At 53.8% G+C, this 15,322-nt stretch carries 14 protein-coding genes; 13 read left to right on the top strand and 1 reads right to left on the bottom strand.

Going from position 1 to position 15,322, the window contains the following annotated elements; genetic code table 11:
• Nucleotides 1-145: 145 nt before the first annotated feature.
• The 5 genes from PUT07_RS07055 (at nucleotide 146) to PUT07_RS07035 (ending at nucleotide 4,833) form a co-directional block, all read left to right on the top strand.
• The gene (locus PUT07_RS07055) at nucleotides 146-1,309 is read left to right on the top strand and encodes a YecA family protein (RefSeq protein ID WP_274467115.1); all 1,164 of its coding nucleotides are present in this window, start codon (nucleotides 146-148) and stop codon (nucleotides 1,307-1,309) included.
• A gap of 62 nt (nucleotides 1,310-1,371) precedes the next feature.
• Nucleotides 1,372-1,608, top strand: coding sequence for a hypothetical protein (locus PUT07_RS07050; RefSeq protein WP_274467114.1), 237 nt, complete (start codon nucleotides 1,372-1,374; stop codon nucleotides 1,606-1,608).
• A gap of 633 nt (nucleotides 1,609-2,241) precedes the next feature.
• Nucleotides 2,242-2,907 carry a TVP38/TMEM64 family protein gene (locus tag PUT07_RS07045; RefSeq protein WP_274467113.1) on the top strand — a complete coding sequence of 222 codons (666 nt, stop codon included), beginning with the start codon at nucleotides 2,242-2,244 and terminating at the stop codon, nucleotides 2,905-2,907.
• A 34-nt stretch (nucleotides 2,908-2,941) separates the two neighbouring features.
• Entirely contained in the window at nucleotides 2,942-3,652 is a 711-nt protein-coding gene (locus PUT07_RS07040) for a phosphatase PAP2 family protein (protein ID WP_274467112.1), read from the top strand.
• Nucleotides 3,653-3,822: 170 nt separating this feature from the next.
• On the top strand, nucleotides 3,823-4,833 hold the full coding sequence (locus PUT07_RS07035) for an LLM class flavin-dependent oxidoreductase (protein ID WP_274467111.1): 1,011 nt from the start codon (nucleotides 3,823-3,825) through the stop codon (nucleotides 4,831-4,833).
• Between the two features lie 29 nt (nucleotides 4,834-4,862).
• On the opposite strand, the gene PUT07_RS07030 is transcribed toward PUT07_RS07035, so the two are convergent.
• The gene (locus PUT07_RS07030; RefSeq protein ID WP_274467110.1) at nucleotides 4,863-5,165 is read right to left on the bottom strand and encodes a hypothetical protein; all 303 of its coding nucleotides are present in this window, start codon (nucleotides 5,163-5,165) and stop codon (nucleotides 4,863-4,865) included.
• Between the two features lie 86 nt (nucleotides 5,166-5,251).
• Here PUT07_RS07030 and infC point away from each other — a divergent pair, with 86 nt between their 5' ends.
• From infC to PUT07_RS06990, 8 genes are all read left to right on the top strand, one after another.
• Entirely contained in the window at nucleotides 5,252-5,737 is a 486-nt protein-coding gene (gene infC, locus PUT07_RS07025) for a translation initiation factor IF-3 (RefSeq protein ID WP_274467109.1), read from the top strand.
• A 207-nt stretch (nucleotides 5,738-5,944) separates the two neighbouring features.
• Nucleotides 5,945-6,445: a hypothetical protein gene (locus PUT07_RS07020; protein WP_274467108.1), complete on the top strand. Its 501-nt coding sequence runs from the start codon at nucleotides 5,945-5,947 to the stop codon at nucleotides 6,443-6,445.
• A gap of 1 nt (nucleotide 6,446) precedes the next feature.
• Nucleotides 6,447-7,691: a M48 family metallopeptidase gene (locus PUT07_RS07015; protein WP_274467107.1), complete on the top strand. Its 1,245-nt coding sequence runs from the start codon at nucleotides 6,447-6,449 to the stop codon at nucleotides 7,689-7,691.
• Nucleotides 7,692-7,824: 133 nt separating this feature from the next.
• Entirely contained in the window at nucleotides 7,825-10,044 is a 2,220-nt protein-coding gene (locus tag PUT07_RS07010; protein ID WP_274467106.1) for an AraC family transcriptional regulator, read from the top strand.
• Between the two features lie 162 nt (nucleotides 10,045-10,206).
• Nucleotides 10,207-11,157 carry an ABC transporter permease gene (locus tag PUT07_RS07005; protein WP_274467105.1) on the top strand — a complete coding sequence of 317 codons (951 nt, stop codon included), beginning with the start codon at nucleotides 10,207-10,209 and terminating at the stop codon, nucleotides 11,155-11,157.
• Nucleotides 11,158-11,173: 16 nt separating this feature from the next.
• Nucleotides 11,174-12,037 carry a carbohydrate ABC transporter permease gene (locus tag PUT07_RS07000; RefSeq protein WP_274467104.1) on the top strand — a complete coding sequence of 288 codons (864 nt, stop codon included), beginning with the start codon at nucleotides 11,174-11,176 and terminating at the stop codon, nucleotides 12,035-12,037.
• A gap of 26 nt (nucleotides 12,038-12,063) precedes the next feature.
• Entirely contained in the window at nucleotides 12,064-13,644 is a 1,581-nt protein-coding gene (locus tag PUT07_RS06995; RefSeq protein WP_274467103.1) for an extracellular solute-binding protein, read from the top strand.
• A 15-nt stretch (nucleotides 13,645-13,659) separates the two neighbouring features.
• Complete coding sequence (locus PUT07_RS06990) at nucleotides 13,660-15,273, top strand: sulfatase-like hydrolase/transferase (protein ID WP_274467102.1); 1,614 nt, start codon at nucleotides 13,660-13,662, stop codon at nucleotides 15,271-15,273.
• The last annotated feature ends 49 nt before the right edge of the window (nucleotides 15,274-15,322 follow it).

Genomic DNA, 15,322 nt, shown 5'->3' with positions numbered 1-15,322 from the left:
GAACTGGCAGGTGCCTTTTTATGGCTAAATCGGTAACGTTGATGGAAACTAGTGGGAAACTCTATCCCAAACGGCGGATAAATTGTACAATGTATGGAGCAAATTGAAGATGCAAATGTTTTTCTTGTTGGAAAGGATGAAGGAAATGGACAAGCGCCAGAGCGCAAAACATCAGAATGAGGCTGCTGTAGGGGGGGGATTTTATCCCGAAATGACAGTTCCGCTTTCACTCGCTGACCGTCTTGTTCGATTATCGAAGGGCGAATTAACGGAAATCCGTACGAATTTGGAGATTAAAGGCGTAAGCTCACTGAAAAAACAAGATTTGGCGATTGCGTTGGAAAGGCATATTCCGGATGCGCTGCCAGTTCTGCTTCATAAAATGGACGAGACCCGTTATCAGATTTTGAAACAGGTTGCCGGACGCGGAGGCGTCTCTCACACGCCGATAGACTTCTTTCAGCTGCATTATTTTGAGAGCAGAGGGCTGCTGTTTGCCGGTATTCACAAGGGGAAGTTTACGTTGGCTATGCCGCAGGAAGTGCTTCATAGCTTTCAGAAGCTGGACGTCAATGCCTATCGTGAGAAGTTCAAAAGGAACGCGGAATGGATCAAGCTGACGAGCGGCATGCTGTTTTACTACGGGCGGCTGAACGAAGATGAAATGTTGAACCTTGTCAAACAGCATATGGGATCTGACGTACAAGTGAGCGAATACTTGACGGTTATTAAGGAAGCCATTCCTTTCTATCAGCAAATCGTGCCCGATTCCAAAGGCTATCACAACATTGAGTTGATCAATCCGAAGCAAGTGCAGTTGGAGCAGGAATCCAGACTTAGCATCTCGTTGTATCCTTTTACCAAAAGCCAGCTGCTTGCTGCGGGAGAGCCTGGATTTGTTGACCGGAACCAGGTGCACAAAGCTTTTATCGATTTTATCCGCAAGAACTACTCCGTCGGATTTGAGGATGCTGATTTGATCGTAGAGGATTGTGTGGATCAAATTCGTAATGGCGCTGCCGCAGGTGTCATACTTCAATCCCTCCAGCAGCAGCTTGAAATCGATGATCTGGAGTTGACCAGAGGCTTCATGAGCTGCATTGCAGCACTCAACAACGGGACGCGTATGTGGGCCCTTAAGGGCTACTCGCCTAGCGAGCTCTCTGCGGCAATCAAGCCGGCGGGTGTTATGCAGCAAGCTCCCGCGCAAGCGGATGTCATCGATATGAGAACGCGGACGAAGATTGGCCGGAACGATCCCTGCCCGTGCGGCAGCGGCAAAAAGTTCAAGAAATGCTGCGCAAGTTAATATAACGGCGTGAAGTACTGGAGCAACACGTTTAACCGAGTAGACCGTCAGGGGATTGTTCCTTGCGGTCTATTTTGTTGTTGTGGCACTATCCCGTCGGCTCAGGCATCTTCCTGCTAACTTCCGGTACCGCTTTGGTCCAGCCTTCAGTCGGTCAGATGCCCGAAGTCTTGGGCCACTATCCCGTTGGCTCAGGCAGCTACCCGCTTAGTTCCGATACCGCTTGGTCCATCCTCCAGTCGGTCACGCACCCGAAGTCTTGGGCCACTATCCCGTTGGCTCAGGCATCTTCCTGCTAACTTCCGGTACCGCTTTGTTCCAGCCTTCAGTCGGTCAGGCGCCCGAAGTCTTGGGCCACTATCCCGTCGGCTCAGAACAGTCTCCCGCTAACTTCCGGTACAGCTTGGTCCAGCCTCCAGTCGGTCACGCACCTGAAGTCTTGGAGCACTATCCCGTCGGCTCAGCTACAACTTATGCGTCTTAAGGTCTCCGCATTTCTCCTTTGTACATATTACAGAATTAACGAGTTTAAACATTAATGCCTCTAACGAAAACAGAGCAGCTTCAAATGGAGGTGCCTATAGATCATTTGCATTTAAGTTCACTCAATCCGGATACGCGAGGGTAGCGCCAGTGTAGATACCACAGAAAAAGCAAACCAACGATACGATGCGTCAATGAGCGCCCTAACCGTAACCATTGGTGGCAGCGCAGTGGGTTGGGCAAGGAATGTGAGGTTGCGCCTATAGACTCATTTGCATTTGAGTTTACGGGGGTAGCAGCCAATGCAGTAGCAGTGCGGCGGACGATTGGAGACGAGTGCGGTCCAGAAGCCCGTCTGGATGCCCTAGCTCACATTTGATATTGCTTCCGGTGTTTTGTAAGATGGAGAGCAGATGAGAGACATTGGCAATGCTTGGAGGAGGGAACCCATGGCGCGCTCGAAGTCGCTTTGGTTATTGATAGGATGGTTTCTGGCCGCCGGCGCGGGTTTGCTCGTGCTGCAGTGTACAGGTATTTTGAAGCATATGGATTTAAGCCGGCTGACGGAGTGGCTGCGGGAGTCGGGTCCGCTCGGCGGGTTGTTGTACATTGTTGTGTACACGCTGCGCCCGCTCGTTTTGTTTCCGGCAACGCCGCTAACGCTGTATGGCGGTTATGTATTCGGAGCTTTCTGGGGGACGATCTACGATATTATTGGGGCCGGCGCCGGGGCGCTGCTTTCTTTTTATATCACGAGAAAATGGGGGCGTCATGGCTTTCAGCATATTTTGCGCAATAAGAAGCTGCAGTCGTTCGATCAAAAGGCTGAAGAGAGAGGCTTTATGGTCGTGTTGTACATGCGTCTGATGCCGTTTTTCCCGTTTGACGGTGTTAGCTATGGGGCTGGACTGTCCAAAATTCGTTTTTGGGACTATACATGGGGAACGCTGATTGGTATAATTCCCGGTGCTGTGGTGTATAACGTATTCGGTGCGTCGCTGCAGGATATCGGTTCAGGCAAGTTTTACGCAGCTGTCGGGATGTATGCGGTGTTTGCGCTCGTTCCGCTGCTTATTAAGCGAATGCAAGCTGTAAGAGCCCGTAAACGGGCGTAGCTGCAAAAGATATTAATTGGGGGAGAGTTCGGTCATGCAGGGGAAATCTTCGTACAGAAATGCGGTTTGGGGAACCGGTGCGATGGTGGCGATCTGTGCGCTGCTCATTGTATTTGTGGTAATCGCTTTAAGTTTATCGTCCGGTTGGCTGCAGGTCTTCGATATGACGCTAGGGCGCGTTGTCCAGTCTTTAAGAAGCGACGGGCTCACGCCGGTAGCCAAAGGGATTACGGTGCTGGGGAAAAGCAAAGCGGAATTCGCCGTTTTCGTCGTCGTGGCATTGATCTTGCTGTTCAAGCTGAAACAAAGAGGCGAGACGCTCGTGCTGCTTGTCGGCGTATTGACGGCGTGGGGACTGAACACCGCGCTCAAATATGCGTTCGGCAGAGAGCGCCCGCCAGGCCCTTGGCTGATCGAGGAAACGGGCTTCAGCTTCCCGAGCGGACACGGGATGGTGTCGAGTTTATTCTACGGGCTGATCGGCTATTTGTTCTGGCTGGCTGTGCGCGAGCGCTTCAAGGCGGCCTGGCTGATTCCAGCTGCGACAGCCGTACTGGTCGTCTGCATCGGACTGAGCCGCATTTACTTGGGCGTGCATTATCCAAGCGACGTGTTGGCTGGATTTGCTGTCGGCGGCGCCGGGTTCATCGGATGTATCATGACGGTACAGCGTATTCGCGACCGCAGAACGAATGCCACCCCAGGTGTGGATCGTTCCAATTCCAATCCCAATTTGCCAGCATAGTGGAAAAAGAATGGCATAAAGTTAAGCCGGAGCCATACACTTGTAGTAATTGCAGATCTATGTCGTAATCGAGGACAACGCCTTCAAGGGGTTCGTCCTTTTTTTCTTTTGTATCCGGGACGTTGTATAATCAAGATCATCGGCAGATGACTCAGAAAGAAGGGATGACTATGCTGAAATTAAGTATTCTTGATCAGTCACCGGTATCTTCCGGTTTTACACATAGCGAAGCGCTCCGGCAGACGATTCAGCTGGCGCAGGCGGCTGACCGCCTAGGCTACACGAGATTCTGGGTGTCGGAGCATCACAATTCGGTCGGCCTTGCCGGCTCTTCGCCGGAGGTATTGTTGTCAACCTTGGCGGCCCGCACCAGCCGCATTCGCCTCGGGTCCGGCGGCGTGCTTCTGCCGCATTACAGCGCCTACAAGGTCTCGGAAAATTTCCGCATGCTCGAAGCGCTTTACCCGGGGCGCATCGACCTGGGCATCGGCCGCGCGCCGGGCGGCACGCCGCACACGGCCAAGGCGCTGCGGGGCGTCGGCGCCGATCTGTTCGAGGGACTTGAGCGGTTCCCGGCGCAAGTCACGGACCTGCTCGGGTTCCTCACCGACTCGTTGGAACCCGGGCACGTGTTCGAGGGCATCCGCGCGACCCCCTTGGTAGAGGGAGTGCCCCAGGTATGGCTGCTCGGCTCCACCGGACAGAGCGGGGTGTACGCCTCGCAGGCAGGCGCAGCGTTCTGCTTCGCGCACTTCATCAACGGAGCGGGCGGACAGCATGCGGTGCGCAGCTACCGCAGCTCATTCAAGCCGTCCGCGCTCAACGTCGTACCGCAAGCGACGGTGTGCATCTATGTGCTCTGCGCCGATACGCAGGCAGAAGCCGAAGTGCTCGCTACTTCGATCGATTTGCGCATTCTGCAAATGGAAAAAGGCGAATTCACCGGAGTGAAATCGCCTGAGGAAGCGGCTGCATATGTGTACTCCGATTGGGACCAGACCCGGATCAGGGACAATCGGTCGCGGATGATTATCGGCGATCCGGGACAGGTCAGGGAGCAGTTGTTGAATTTGGCCGACAGCTATCAAGTCGATGAAGTCATGGTCGTCACAGGCGGCTATAGGCTGGAGACGAGGCTGCGGACCATCGAGCTGCTGGCTGACGCCTTCGGCCTGACCTAGGCACGACGAGCACATTCGCCATATTAACGCTACCGTTTGTTTCGTTTCTCGATCTCCTGTGTGACAACAAAGGCAAGCTCTTCGTTACCGAAGAGAGAGAGAACGCCCAGGACGGTGGCATCTTGGACATCACCGGCCTCCTCTTTGGGCACAGTCAGATCAAGCGCCTGCTGCAGGGCGGCATTGTTGGGCTGCTCCGGATAAGCGGAATGATACAGCGCAGCGGGATCCAGATCATGGTTAATGCACCACTGGGCAAAGACGAGAATCATCATATGTTCCTCGCGCTTATAATTTTCAATCATTTGTTCTTCCAGTTGTTTTCTATTCATACGAGGTCAGACATCTCCTTCAAACGGCCTAATCAGCTTTATCATACAGATGGGTTCATTATAACGAAAGTTCAGGTGCAATCACAATGATTAAGAATGACAAAATCAAAGCCTCCGAAGTTCAACTCACCGGTATGGACGGTGAAGACTTAGGCGTCATGTCCACGAAAGAAGCGCTGCAATTGGCGAAACAGCTCAAGGTCGATCTGGTCTGTACGTCGCTGATGAGCTCGCCGCCGCCTTGCAGGCTGATCGGCTCGGGGCAGGCGAAGCAGGAAGCGCTAGCCGAGAAGCAGCAAGCCCGCAAGCGGGAGCAGGGGCCTAAGGTTAAGGAGCTGCGTCTGACGCCGCAGATCGAGGATCACGACCTGGATACGAAGCTCGGTCAGGCGCAGCGGATTCTTCAAGGCGGCGATGCCGTCCAGTTCGTAGTAAAAATATCGGGCAAAGAAGGCGCCAAAGCGAAGGAACTCCTGGAGTCGCTCATACGGGACTTGAGCGCATACGGACGCAAGCAAACGGGCATCCAGCTCAGCGGCAAGCAAGCGTCGGTGCAGCTAGACCCGGTATAACAGCAAGCATGAACGCAGCTCCGGAGCAGGAGCGGACGTTCGTGCTTTTTTTCGCTGTCATACAAGCGCGGTCAAGCCGCATAGGGTAGGAAGGCGGGAGAATCGCGCGGGGCTTGTGCGCAAATAATGATAACCGCGTGGGGCATCCTCTCATAGAATAGGGTAAAATGGTAGATAATACCGGCTTAACGGATATGAGGGAAGCTTATGAATAATCATGAAGATGAGAAAAAAGCGCTGGAACAAGCTGCGATTGATATTTTCCTGGAAGTATACAATCTCAATAACGATGTGCCGCTGCGGATGATCAGACAGCAGGAGAAGCCCGATGCGCTCCTGGAGGGCGCGGATGCTCAGCCTGTGGGGCTGGAAGTGACGCATCTGTTCTACGATACGGAGGAGGCCAGGCTCATGATGTCGCGTTCCGAGCTGACGAAGCCGGGCTCCGAGGTGATCGACAACTTCATTAAGGTCATTAATGACCGGATTGCGATTAAGGAGCTGAAGTTCCAGGATTACTCGCATGAGTATCCTTGTATGCTGCTTATCCGGAATGTCTCCTTGCTCTTCGGCATGTCCGATGTGCTTAGCCATAAGCATAAGCTGGTGCAGCCCAAGGGATTGTTTACGCAGGTGTGGCTGTTGTCCAGAGATTTCACACCGGACTGGTTGTTAATTAATCTGAATGATGTAGGGAGCGGGGGATGAAATGAAACGGCTCTATCTGCTGCTTGGCGCAGCCTTCGGCCTGTATGCGTTGGGGATGATCGTGTATTTGCTCCAAGGAGATCTGTTCCGAATTCCGAATGACCTCATCGGCACGAGCGCAGACCCGCATACGTTCATGACACACCAGCAAATGGCGAAAGCCGAGTCGTTATCCCGCATCCGCTCCTTGGCCTATTTCTTAAGCGCACCGCTGCAAATCGGACTGATCCTGCTGTTCCTGGGCGTGGCTGTGCGAATTCGGAGTCTGGCGGAGAAGCTCTTCCGCGCTTCCTTGCTGCAGCTCACCGTATTTGTGCTGTTGTTCACGCTGCTGATGGACGTGCTCTTCCTGCCGGTGGATGTGTTTCTGTTCAAAGTCGATCAAGCCTACGGGTTATCCACGGAGACGCCGGCCATGTTCCTCAGCGACCAAGCCAAAGATTATCTGATTGGCAGCCTGGGGACCATCCTACTGGTTTGGCTGTTCAGAGCTGTCGTGCAATGGAGCCCCAACCGCTGGTGGTTCTGGTTCTGGCTGCTGTCCGTTCCGCTCATTGTATTCGTCACGTTCATTCAGCCTGTTGTGCTCGATCCGCTTTACAACGATTTCAAGCCGCTCCAGGATCAGGAGCTCAAAGCGCAAATTCTCCGGCTTGCCGCCGAGTCGCACATCCCGGCCGATCAAGTGTATGAAGTGAATATGTCCGAGCGGACCGCTGCGATTAACGCTTATGTGAACGGAATCGGCGGGAACGCCCGCATCGTGCTGTGGGATACGACACTGAAGAAGCTGCAGTCGGATGAGATATTGACCGTGATGGCGCACGAGATGGGACATTATGTGGAGAAGCACATCTATCTCGGGCTCGCCTACGGGATCGCGCTCAGTTTGTTAGGCCTGTGGCTCGCCTTCCACGCCTACCGCTTCTTCCTGAGACGTTGGGGCGCCAAATGGGGCATCCGGGGCGAGAACGATCTCGCCGCATTGCCTGTGCTGCTGCTGCTCATGACGCTGATGGGCTTCATCTCCGCTCCGGCGCAGAACGCCTTCTCCCGGGTGCTCGAGCATAGGGCGGACGTCTACGCGATGCGTATGACCGGAGACGGCGATGCAGCCATCCGCGCGTTTCAGCAGATTGCGATAGAAAATCTCTCCCCCGTGGCGCAGCCCAAGCTCGTTCAGTGGTTTCGCGGCTCGCATCCGGAGATTGCGGAGCGGATCATGTATTTCAAACAGTTCGAATAGCGCCATGTTCGCCGACTCGTTCGGAGAGCAGGCGCTTTCTTTGTCTGAAGCAATGCCTTATTGACAGTAGAAGCGTTTATTGACTAAGATAAACTATCTGCGGAAGATCAGATGACCAAAGGGAGGGACATTCTTGAAAGGGTTTACATACAGGCCGTTTTTTAACCGTTCCTTATTTCGCAAGCAGCTGCTTTCGTATTTCATAACCGTGCTGATCCCTACGCTAATGATTGTATCCGTATACTCTTATACGATTAGTGAAGATTTGACGTCCCAACTGGAGCAATCCTCCGACAGCAGTGTACAGCGCGTTTCCAAAAATATAGAGACGCTTATCGATCAAATCAGCTATTTCTCCTTGCAGCTGTCGTTTCTGCCGAATATGAACACGATGCTGCAGGATCCGTCCGCTTTTAACATGTACGACTACTATCAACTGAAAGAGCAGCTTCGTACGCAGGTCGTTTCGAATAAGCTGTTCTCCTCCGTATACATTTACATGGCGCTGAACGGCCGGTTTATGACTTCGAATGAGGGGTTGTTCGACGCAGGCGCTTTCTACGATAAAGAGGCATTGGAGCAGATTAAGCTGCATAGCGGTGCAACGTTCTGGTATCAAGTAAGGGAGAACGATCTGACGTTCTACAAGTCGATCCCCGTCACGGCAGCCAAGCCGCTCGGCACGCTCGTCATCAACATCCCGAAAGCGCTGTTTCTGAGCACCATCTATAACATGAACAGCGGCGGCGATCAGCGGATTTTCATCGTGGACAGTAATGCGCATGTCATTTCCCAATTCAGCAACGAAGAGAATGAGGCGATTAACAAGCTTCTGGCAGCGAACGCAGCTACAGCTTCGGATACCCTGCAGAAAATTCAAATCGGAGAGACCGCCTATTTCGCCCATACCCAAGCTGTCAAAGGCAACGGTTGGACGATCGTGAACTTAATTCCCTATGTCCATTACAAAGAACGGCTGTACGAGAAAATGTCCAAGCTCCTGCTCATTGTCCTTGCGGTTTTCTTTATCGGACTGGCCGTAGCGTACGCCTTTGCCGTGAAGATGTATAATCCGTGGAAGAAAATTATTGAAGCGCTCTCCGGCTCCGGGGACAATAAGCATGCGGCCGACGAATACTCCGTCGTGAGCGGGGCGATCTCCTCCATGATGGATACGATCAAACAGAACGAGCCGATGATGAAGGCTCATCTCATCTCGGACATTCTACGCAATAATATGACGGACAAAAGTACGATTCCGGCCCGATTGGAGCAGGTGGGCCTTACGTTCCACGAGCCGTATTATGCCGTCATCGTGGCGGTGGTCGATCCCTTGACGCAAGAGGATGCCGAAGATCCGCAGCGCAAGCTCGTCATCTACAGCATGGTGTCGGAGACGCTCAAGCGTTACTTGCCCGTGGAAGGCACCATGCTGGACGGCAGCAGACTCGGCTTTATCGTGAATTTGCCTAGAAGCCGCTGGGACGGCGAGCTGCGGGAGCTGATTCAGCGCGGTTGCGCCGACATGAACGCCGCTCTGCAAGGACAGCTGCAGGTGTCGCTGCAATTGGTCGTCAGCGGCTTGGGAGCGGCCGACCGCCTTCACGCCGCCTACGAGCAGACCCGCCGAATTCTGAATTATAAAGCGGTCATCACCAGGGGCGATGTCGTATTCATTGAGGATCACCAGAGCGAGCTGAAGTTCGTGTATCCTATGTCGCTGCAGAAGCAGCTGATTCACTCCGTGACCTCGATGAACCGGGAGAAAGCGGTCCAGTGCGTGGCCGATTTATTTGAACAATATTTATACAAGTCAAAGTATCCGCTGGAGAAGCTGCAGGGCATGATCGTCGTGCTGATGAGCTCCGTCTTGAATGAACTGCTGAAGGAAGGCCACGATATCGGCAGCTTGAACGAGGAAGTGGATATATTCAAATTGCATGAATGTCAGAATAACGATCAACTGCATCAGTTCATGATTACGCACATCCATAAAATCATCGCTTTCCTGGAAGGTCTGCAGGACAAGCAGGTCACGAATCTGTATGTGTCCAAGACGATCGCATATATGGAAGAGCAATATGCCCGCAATATTTCCATCACCGACATTGCCGATCATATCGGAGTGAGCAGCGGCCATCTGAGCCGCACGTTCAAGGCGGAGACGGGCAAGTCGATGCTCGAATTCCTCACCGAATACCGCATTAAGAAAAGCAAGGAGCTATTAAGCAGCCGAAGCGATTCGCTCCATGAAATCAGTCAGGCCGTTGGCTATAACGATGTGCAGAGCTTTATCCGGTTCTTCAAAAAATACGAAGGCATGACACCCGGTGAATACCGCAAAACGATCTAGAAAAACTGATATCAATGCGAAATTTATAACATCCGGCGTGCAATGATCATAAAATCCTCATGTTTATTGCAAACTGAGGATTTTTTTCATTCCCTTTCCCGGCTAGGATGAAAGCGTACACAACAACATGTGTAACGCTTCGGCGAAAGGAGGAGACGCTATTTGGATAAATCGGTCAAGGCTTCGGTACGTACGGGGATCGCTCCGGCGGCGCATGCCAAATCATCGGCATTCCTGAGAGGGTTTCATAAACACAAGTATTACTATTTATTGCTGCTGCCCGGGATCATTTATTTCGTCATTTTCAAGTACATCCCGATGGGCGGAGTCATGATCGCTTTTCAAGATTTCAAAATTGCCGGCAGCATGTTCACAAGCCCTTGGGCAGGGCTGAAATGGTTCCGCATTCTGTTCGAGTCGCCGGATTTCTGGGTCGCGCTGCGGAATACGGTTATCATCAGCTTCTATAAGCTGCTATTTAATTTCCCGGCACCGATCATTCTGGCCTTGCTGCTCAATGAGGTTCTGAACGGCGCTTTCAAGCGGATCATTCAGACCATCGTCTATTTCCCGCATTTCGTATCCTGGGTAGTATTGGGCGGGATCCTGTTCTCCGTATTTTCCGTGGACACAGGGCTGTTGAAGCTTCTGGGACTCTCGACGTCTCCGCTCATGAATCCGGAGGTATTCCGGGGATTCCTAGTCGGTACGGAGATGTGGAAAGAGGTGGGCTGGGGAACGGTTATTTACTTGGCGGCGATTGCCGGCGTCAATCCGGACCTGTATGAAGCGGCACGGATGGATGGAGCTAACCGCTTCCAGCTCGTTCGCCATATTACGCTGCCGTGCATTACGTCTACGATCGTTGTTCTGCTCATTTTGCGGACCGGCCAAATCCTCAACGCAGGGTTCGATCAAGTATTTATTCTGTACAATCCGCTCGTATATGGCGTATCCGATATTCTGGACACTTATGTGTACCGCGTCGGGTTAACGATGGGCAGATATTCCTTTGCTGCAGCAGCAGGACTGTTCCAATCGGCAGTAGGGCTCTTGCTGCTGATATTTACGAATTGGCTCGTCAGACGAATGGGCGAACGAGGACTTTGGTAAGGGGAGGGGGAGTGGCATGATCAAGAAAAGCATGGGGGAACGCCTATTTGAATGGTGCAATTATGGGTTTCTCCTAATCCTTAGTGCCGTGACGTTTTATCCCTTATGGCACGAAATATCGATTTCGCTGAGTACGTCGTCCTTGGCGATGAGAGGCGGCCTGTTCTTATGGCCGAGGGGGTTCAGCCTTGACGCTTATGGCCAGGTGCTGTCCTCGAGCTTTATTTGGCTGGCCTACCGCAACAGCATCATTGTAGCCGCAGCCGGTACCGTTCTTCACGTGCTGTTCACGGCAACGACGGCGTATCCGCTTAACCGCAAGAGCCTTCCGGGCGTGAAATTGTTAACGATCTTAATTATTTTCACGATGCTGTTCAGCGGCGGCTTGATCCCGACGTATTTGCTTGTCAAAAGCTTGGGCATGATCAACACGCTGTGGGCGCTCATGATCCCGGGACTGATCTCGGCATTCAACGTCATCGTGATGCAGAGCTTCATGCGTTCGATTCCGGAGGAGATCGAGGAGTCGGCGACGATGGACGGAGCCAACCCGCTGCGGATCTTTTTTACGATTATTTTACCGTTATGCAAGCCTGTACTGGCGACGATTGCCCTGTGGGAATGCGTTGCCCTGTGGAACAATTTCATGCAAGCGCTTATTTACCTGAATGATAAGTCATTGTACACGCTCCCGTTGCTGATCAAGGAAATTATTGCGGGTCAGCAGACGGCTTCGGAGTCCGGGCAATTCACGGTGTTTTCCGCCGAATCCGCCGTAGCGGCTACGATTATTGTCTCGATAATTCCGATTCTCGCAGTCTATCCGTTCCTGCAGAAGTATTTCATGAAAGGCACGATGCTGGGTTCCGTCAAATCCTGATATGACAATAGTGGAGGGGTCTTAGGATGAAAAAAATGAGCAAAATGCTATCGTTGGTCTGTGTCACATGTATGATGGGAGCTGTTCTCGCAGGCTGCGGCGCCGAGAATGAAACGGCGGGCAGTTCCAGCACGGGGGCGGATAACAGCGGCAAGGCTGCCGGCAGTAAGTCCCCGGTGACGTTTAACATTTTCATGAACGCGGGAATCCCTGAATATCCTGAAAATGGCGGGGAGGCCAAAGCCAAAGTGATCGCCCAGATGGAGAAAGCAGGCATCCAAGGCGTCGATTATAAGGTCAGTCTCCTTGCCGGAGACGAGTTCAAGACCAAACTGAACCTGCTGGCTTCCTCCGGGGAGCTGCCGGATTATTTCAGTGTCGATTCGACTACGCTGGCGCAGTATGTCAATCAAGGGCTGGTGAAGCCGCTCGACGATCTGTTGGCGAAGGCTCCGCACTTAATGAAGGTTGTGCCGAAGGAGCGCTGGGAAGGCGTTAAGTTCGACGGCAAAATCTATGCCATTCCATACGGGGTTCGGGCGGAATCGTTCAATTCCCCGAATGTCTCCGGCTTGCTGTTGCGGCAGGATTGGCTCGATAACTTGGGCCTTAAGAAACCGAAGACGCTCGATGAGCTGCACGATGTGCTGAAGGCTTTCTCGATGAACGATCCGGATAAAAACGGGCAAAAGGATACCTACGGGTTAGGCGGCAACAAAATGTCCATGTTCAGCTCCATTTTCGGCGCTTTCGGGATAAGCCTTGTCTCGCCGGGGACGACAGGACCGGTGTACTGGACGGAGAGGGACGGTAAAATTGTGAAAAGCTTCGTACTGCCGGAAACCAAGCAAGCGCTTGCCCTCTTGCAGTCGTGGTACAAAGAGGGCTTGATCGACCCTGAATTCCTAGTTATGGAGATCAAGCAGGGCGAATCCAGAATCGTCAATTCCAAGATCGGCGCTTATGAAGGCGATGTGTTCCATGTGGATCCCAAAGGGCATCAAATCCCTGAGGCGCTGGTGAAAGCGACGCCGACGGCGAAGCTGACGATGGTCGCTCCTCCCGTGGGGCCGACAGGCAAGCAGGGCATGCCGGAAGTGAATCCGTTCGCCGGGGGCAGCTTGCGGGCCGTCAGCGCCAAAGCCAAGGATCCGGAGAGATTGATGCAGATGCTGGATTGGTCGGTGAGCGAGGAGCCGAACGGCGGGATCAACCTGGTGACTTATGGGGAAGAGAACGTGGACTATACCTTCGATGCGGCCAAAAACTTAATTACGCAGAAATCCACGTATACGGAGCTGTATAAAAAAGGGTTCTCGAATCCGATCCGCTTCGTTCAGGTGACGGACCGCCGCTGGACGAACGAGGACGTTCGCGGGGCGCTCGATATTTCCTCGAAATATTTGCTGAAGAACGCGCTATGGAAAACGGTGCCTGCCGAGCTCGATTACCCGGATCTGGAGAAGAAGCTGTGGACCGAGTACTTCGTGAAGATTGTCACCGGCGTCTGGTCCATTGATAAGTTCGATGAGTTCGTACAAAAGTATTATCAGCAAGGCGGACAGAAGATTGAACAGCAAGCTAATGAGCTGTGGAAGAAGGGCTAAGGAGGGAAACCGCGGATGGCAGGCAGGGATGAGAGAGGCGCAGGATCGCAAGCAGGGATAGGAGCAGTTTCGGAAGCGGAATTAAGAGCTGGGGCAGGCGGAGAGAGAAGGGCAGAGGTGCAGGCAGAGACGGGCTCGAAGGCGCAGGCGGAGAGTCAGACCGGGACTGGGGCAGAGACTGGGAGCCAGGCTGGGGCCGAAACTGGGACCAAAGCTGGGACCAAAGCTGTTACCAAAACTGATACCAATGCGGGGACCAAAACTGAGACCAAGACACCAACGGGGAGGAAGCCGAATGTCATCGTCTTCTTCACGGATCAGCAGCGCTGGGATACGGCCGGGGTGCATGGCAACCCCCTCGATTTGACGCCGAACTTCGATCGCATGGCGATGGAGGGGACGCACGTCTTCAACTCGTTCACATGTCAACCGGTATGCGGTCCGGCGAGGTCCAGCCTGCAGACCGGGAAGTACGCCACGGAAACGGGCTGCTACGTGAACGGCATTCCGCTGCCGCAGGAGTCGCGGACGCTGGCCCATTACTTCCGGGAGCACGGATACCGAACGGGCTATATCGGCAAGTGGCACTTGGCTGACCGTGAGCCTGTTCCCCAGGATCAACGAGGCGGCTATGACTATTGGCTGGCTTCCAATATTCTGGAATTTTCCTCGGATGCGTATGACACCGTGATGTACGACAACGACGAGAGACCGGTTAAGCTGCCGGGCTACCGGGTGGATGCGCAGACGGATGCGGCGATCCGGTATGTGGACCGGCATCAGGACGATCCTTTCTTCCTGTTCCTCTCGTACATCGAGCCGCACCATCAGAACCATGCCGACAACTATCCGGCACCGATCGGGTACGAGGGACGTTACAGCGGCAAGTATGTTCCGGCGGATTTGGCGGCGCTGGGAGGAACGGCACACCAGCATCTAGGCGGCTACTACGGGATGATCAAGCGGCTCGACGAAGCGCTTGGCCGCTTATTCGACGCGCTGAGAAGCCTCGGGCTGGAGGAGGACACGATCGTGCTCTTTACTTCGGATCATGGCTGTCACTTCAAAACGAGGAACAGCGAGTACAAGCGCTCCTGCCATGACAGCTCGATTCGTGTGCCGACCGCGCTGACCGGCGGCTGCTTCCAAGCCGGTGGCCGCTTGCAGGAGCTGGTCTCCTTGGTGGATATCCCGCCGACGCTGCTGGATGCCGCAGGCATTCCGGTTCCCACGGATATGCAAGGCCGTTCCATCCTGCCGCTGCTGCGCGGCGAACGGGCGGACTGGCCGGAGGAAGTGCTCGTCCAGATCAGCGAGTCGCAGGTCGGCCGGGCGATCCGGACGAAGCGCTGGAAGTACAGCGTAAGCGCGCCGCATTTGGACGGCAACCGGATCAAGGGCTCGGAAGCGTATACCGAGGAGTTTCTCTACGACCTGCAGGCCGACCCGCACGAACTGTGCAACTTGGTCGGGCTGGAGCCGTACCAGGGCATAACCGCCGATCTGCGGGAGCGGCTCATTCGCAAGATGCAGGAAGCGGGAGAGTCGGCACCGTCGATCGAGTCCGCGCAGCCGAGAAAGCACGGCGCGCGGCGCGTTTCGGTGGAGGAGCTGCGCGTGAAGCTGTAACGTAAGGCTGCCGACCAGGCGGCAAAAAAGGCTAGTGAAGAGCGGAATC

The organism is Paenibacillus sp. MAHUQ-63 (assembly GCF_028765165.1).
Classification (GTDB): domain Bacteria; phylum Bacillota; class Bacilli; order Paenibacillales; family NBRC-103111; genus Paenibacillus_E.
The sequence above is the reverse complement of the archived record's forward strand: the minus strand, read 5'-3'. Positions and strand labels throughout refer to the sequence as shown.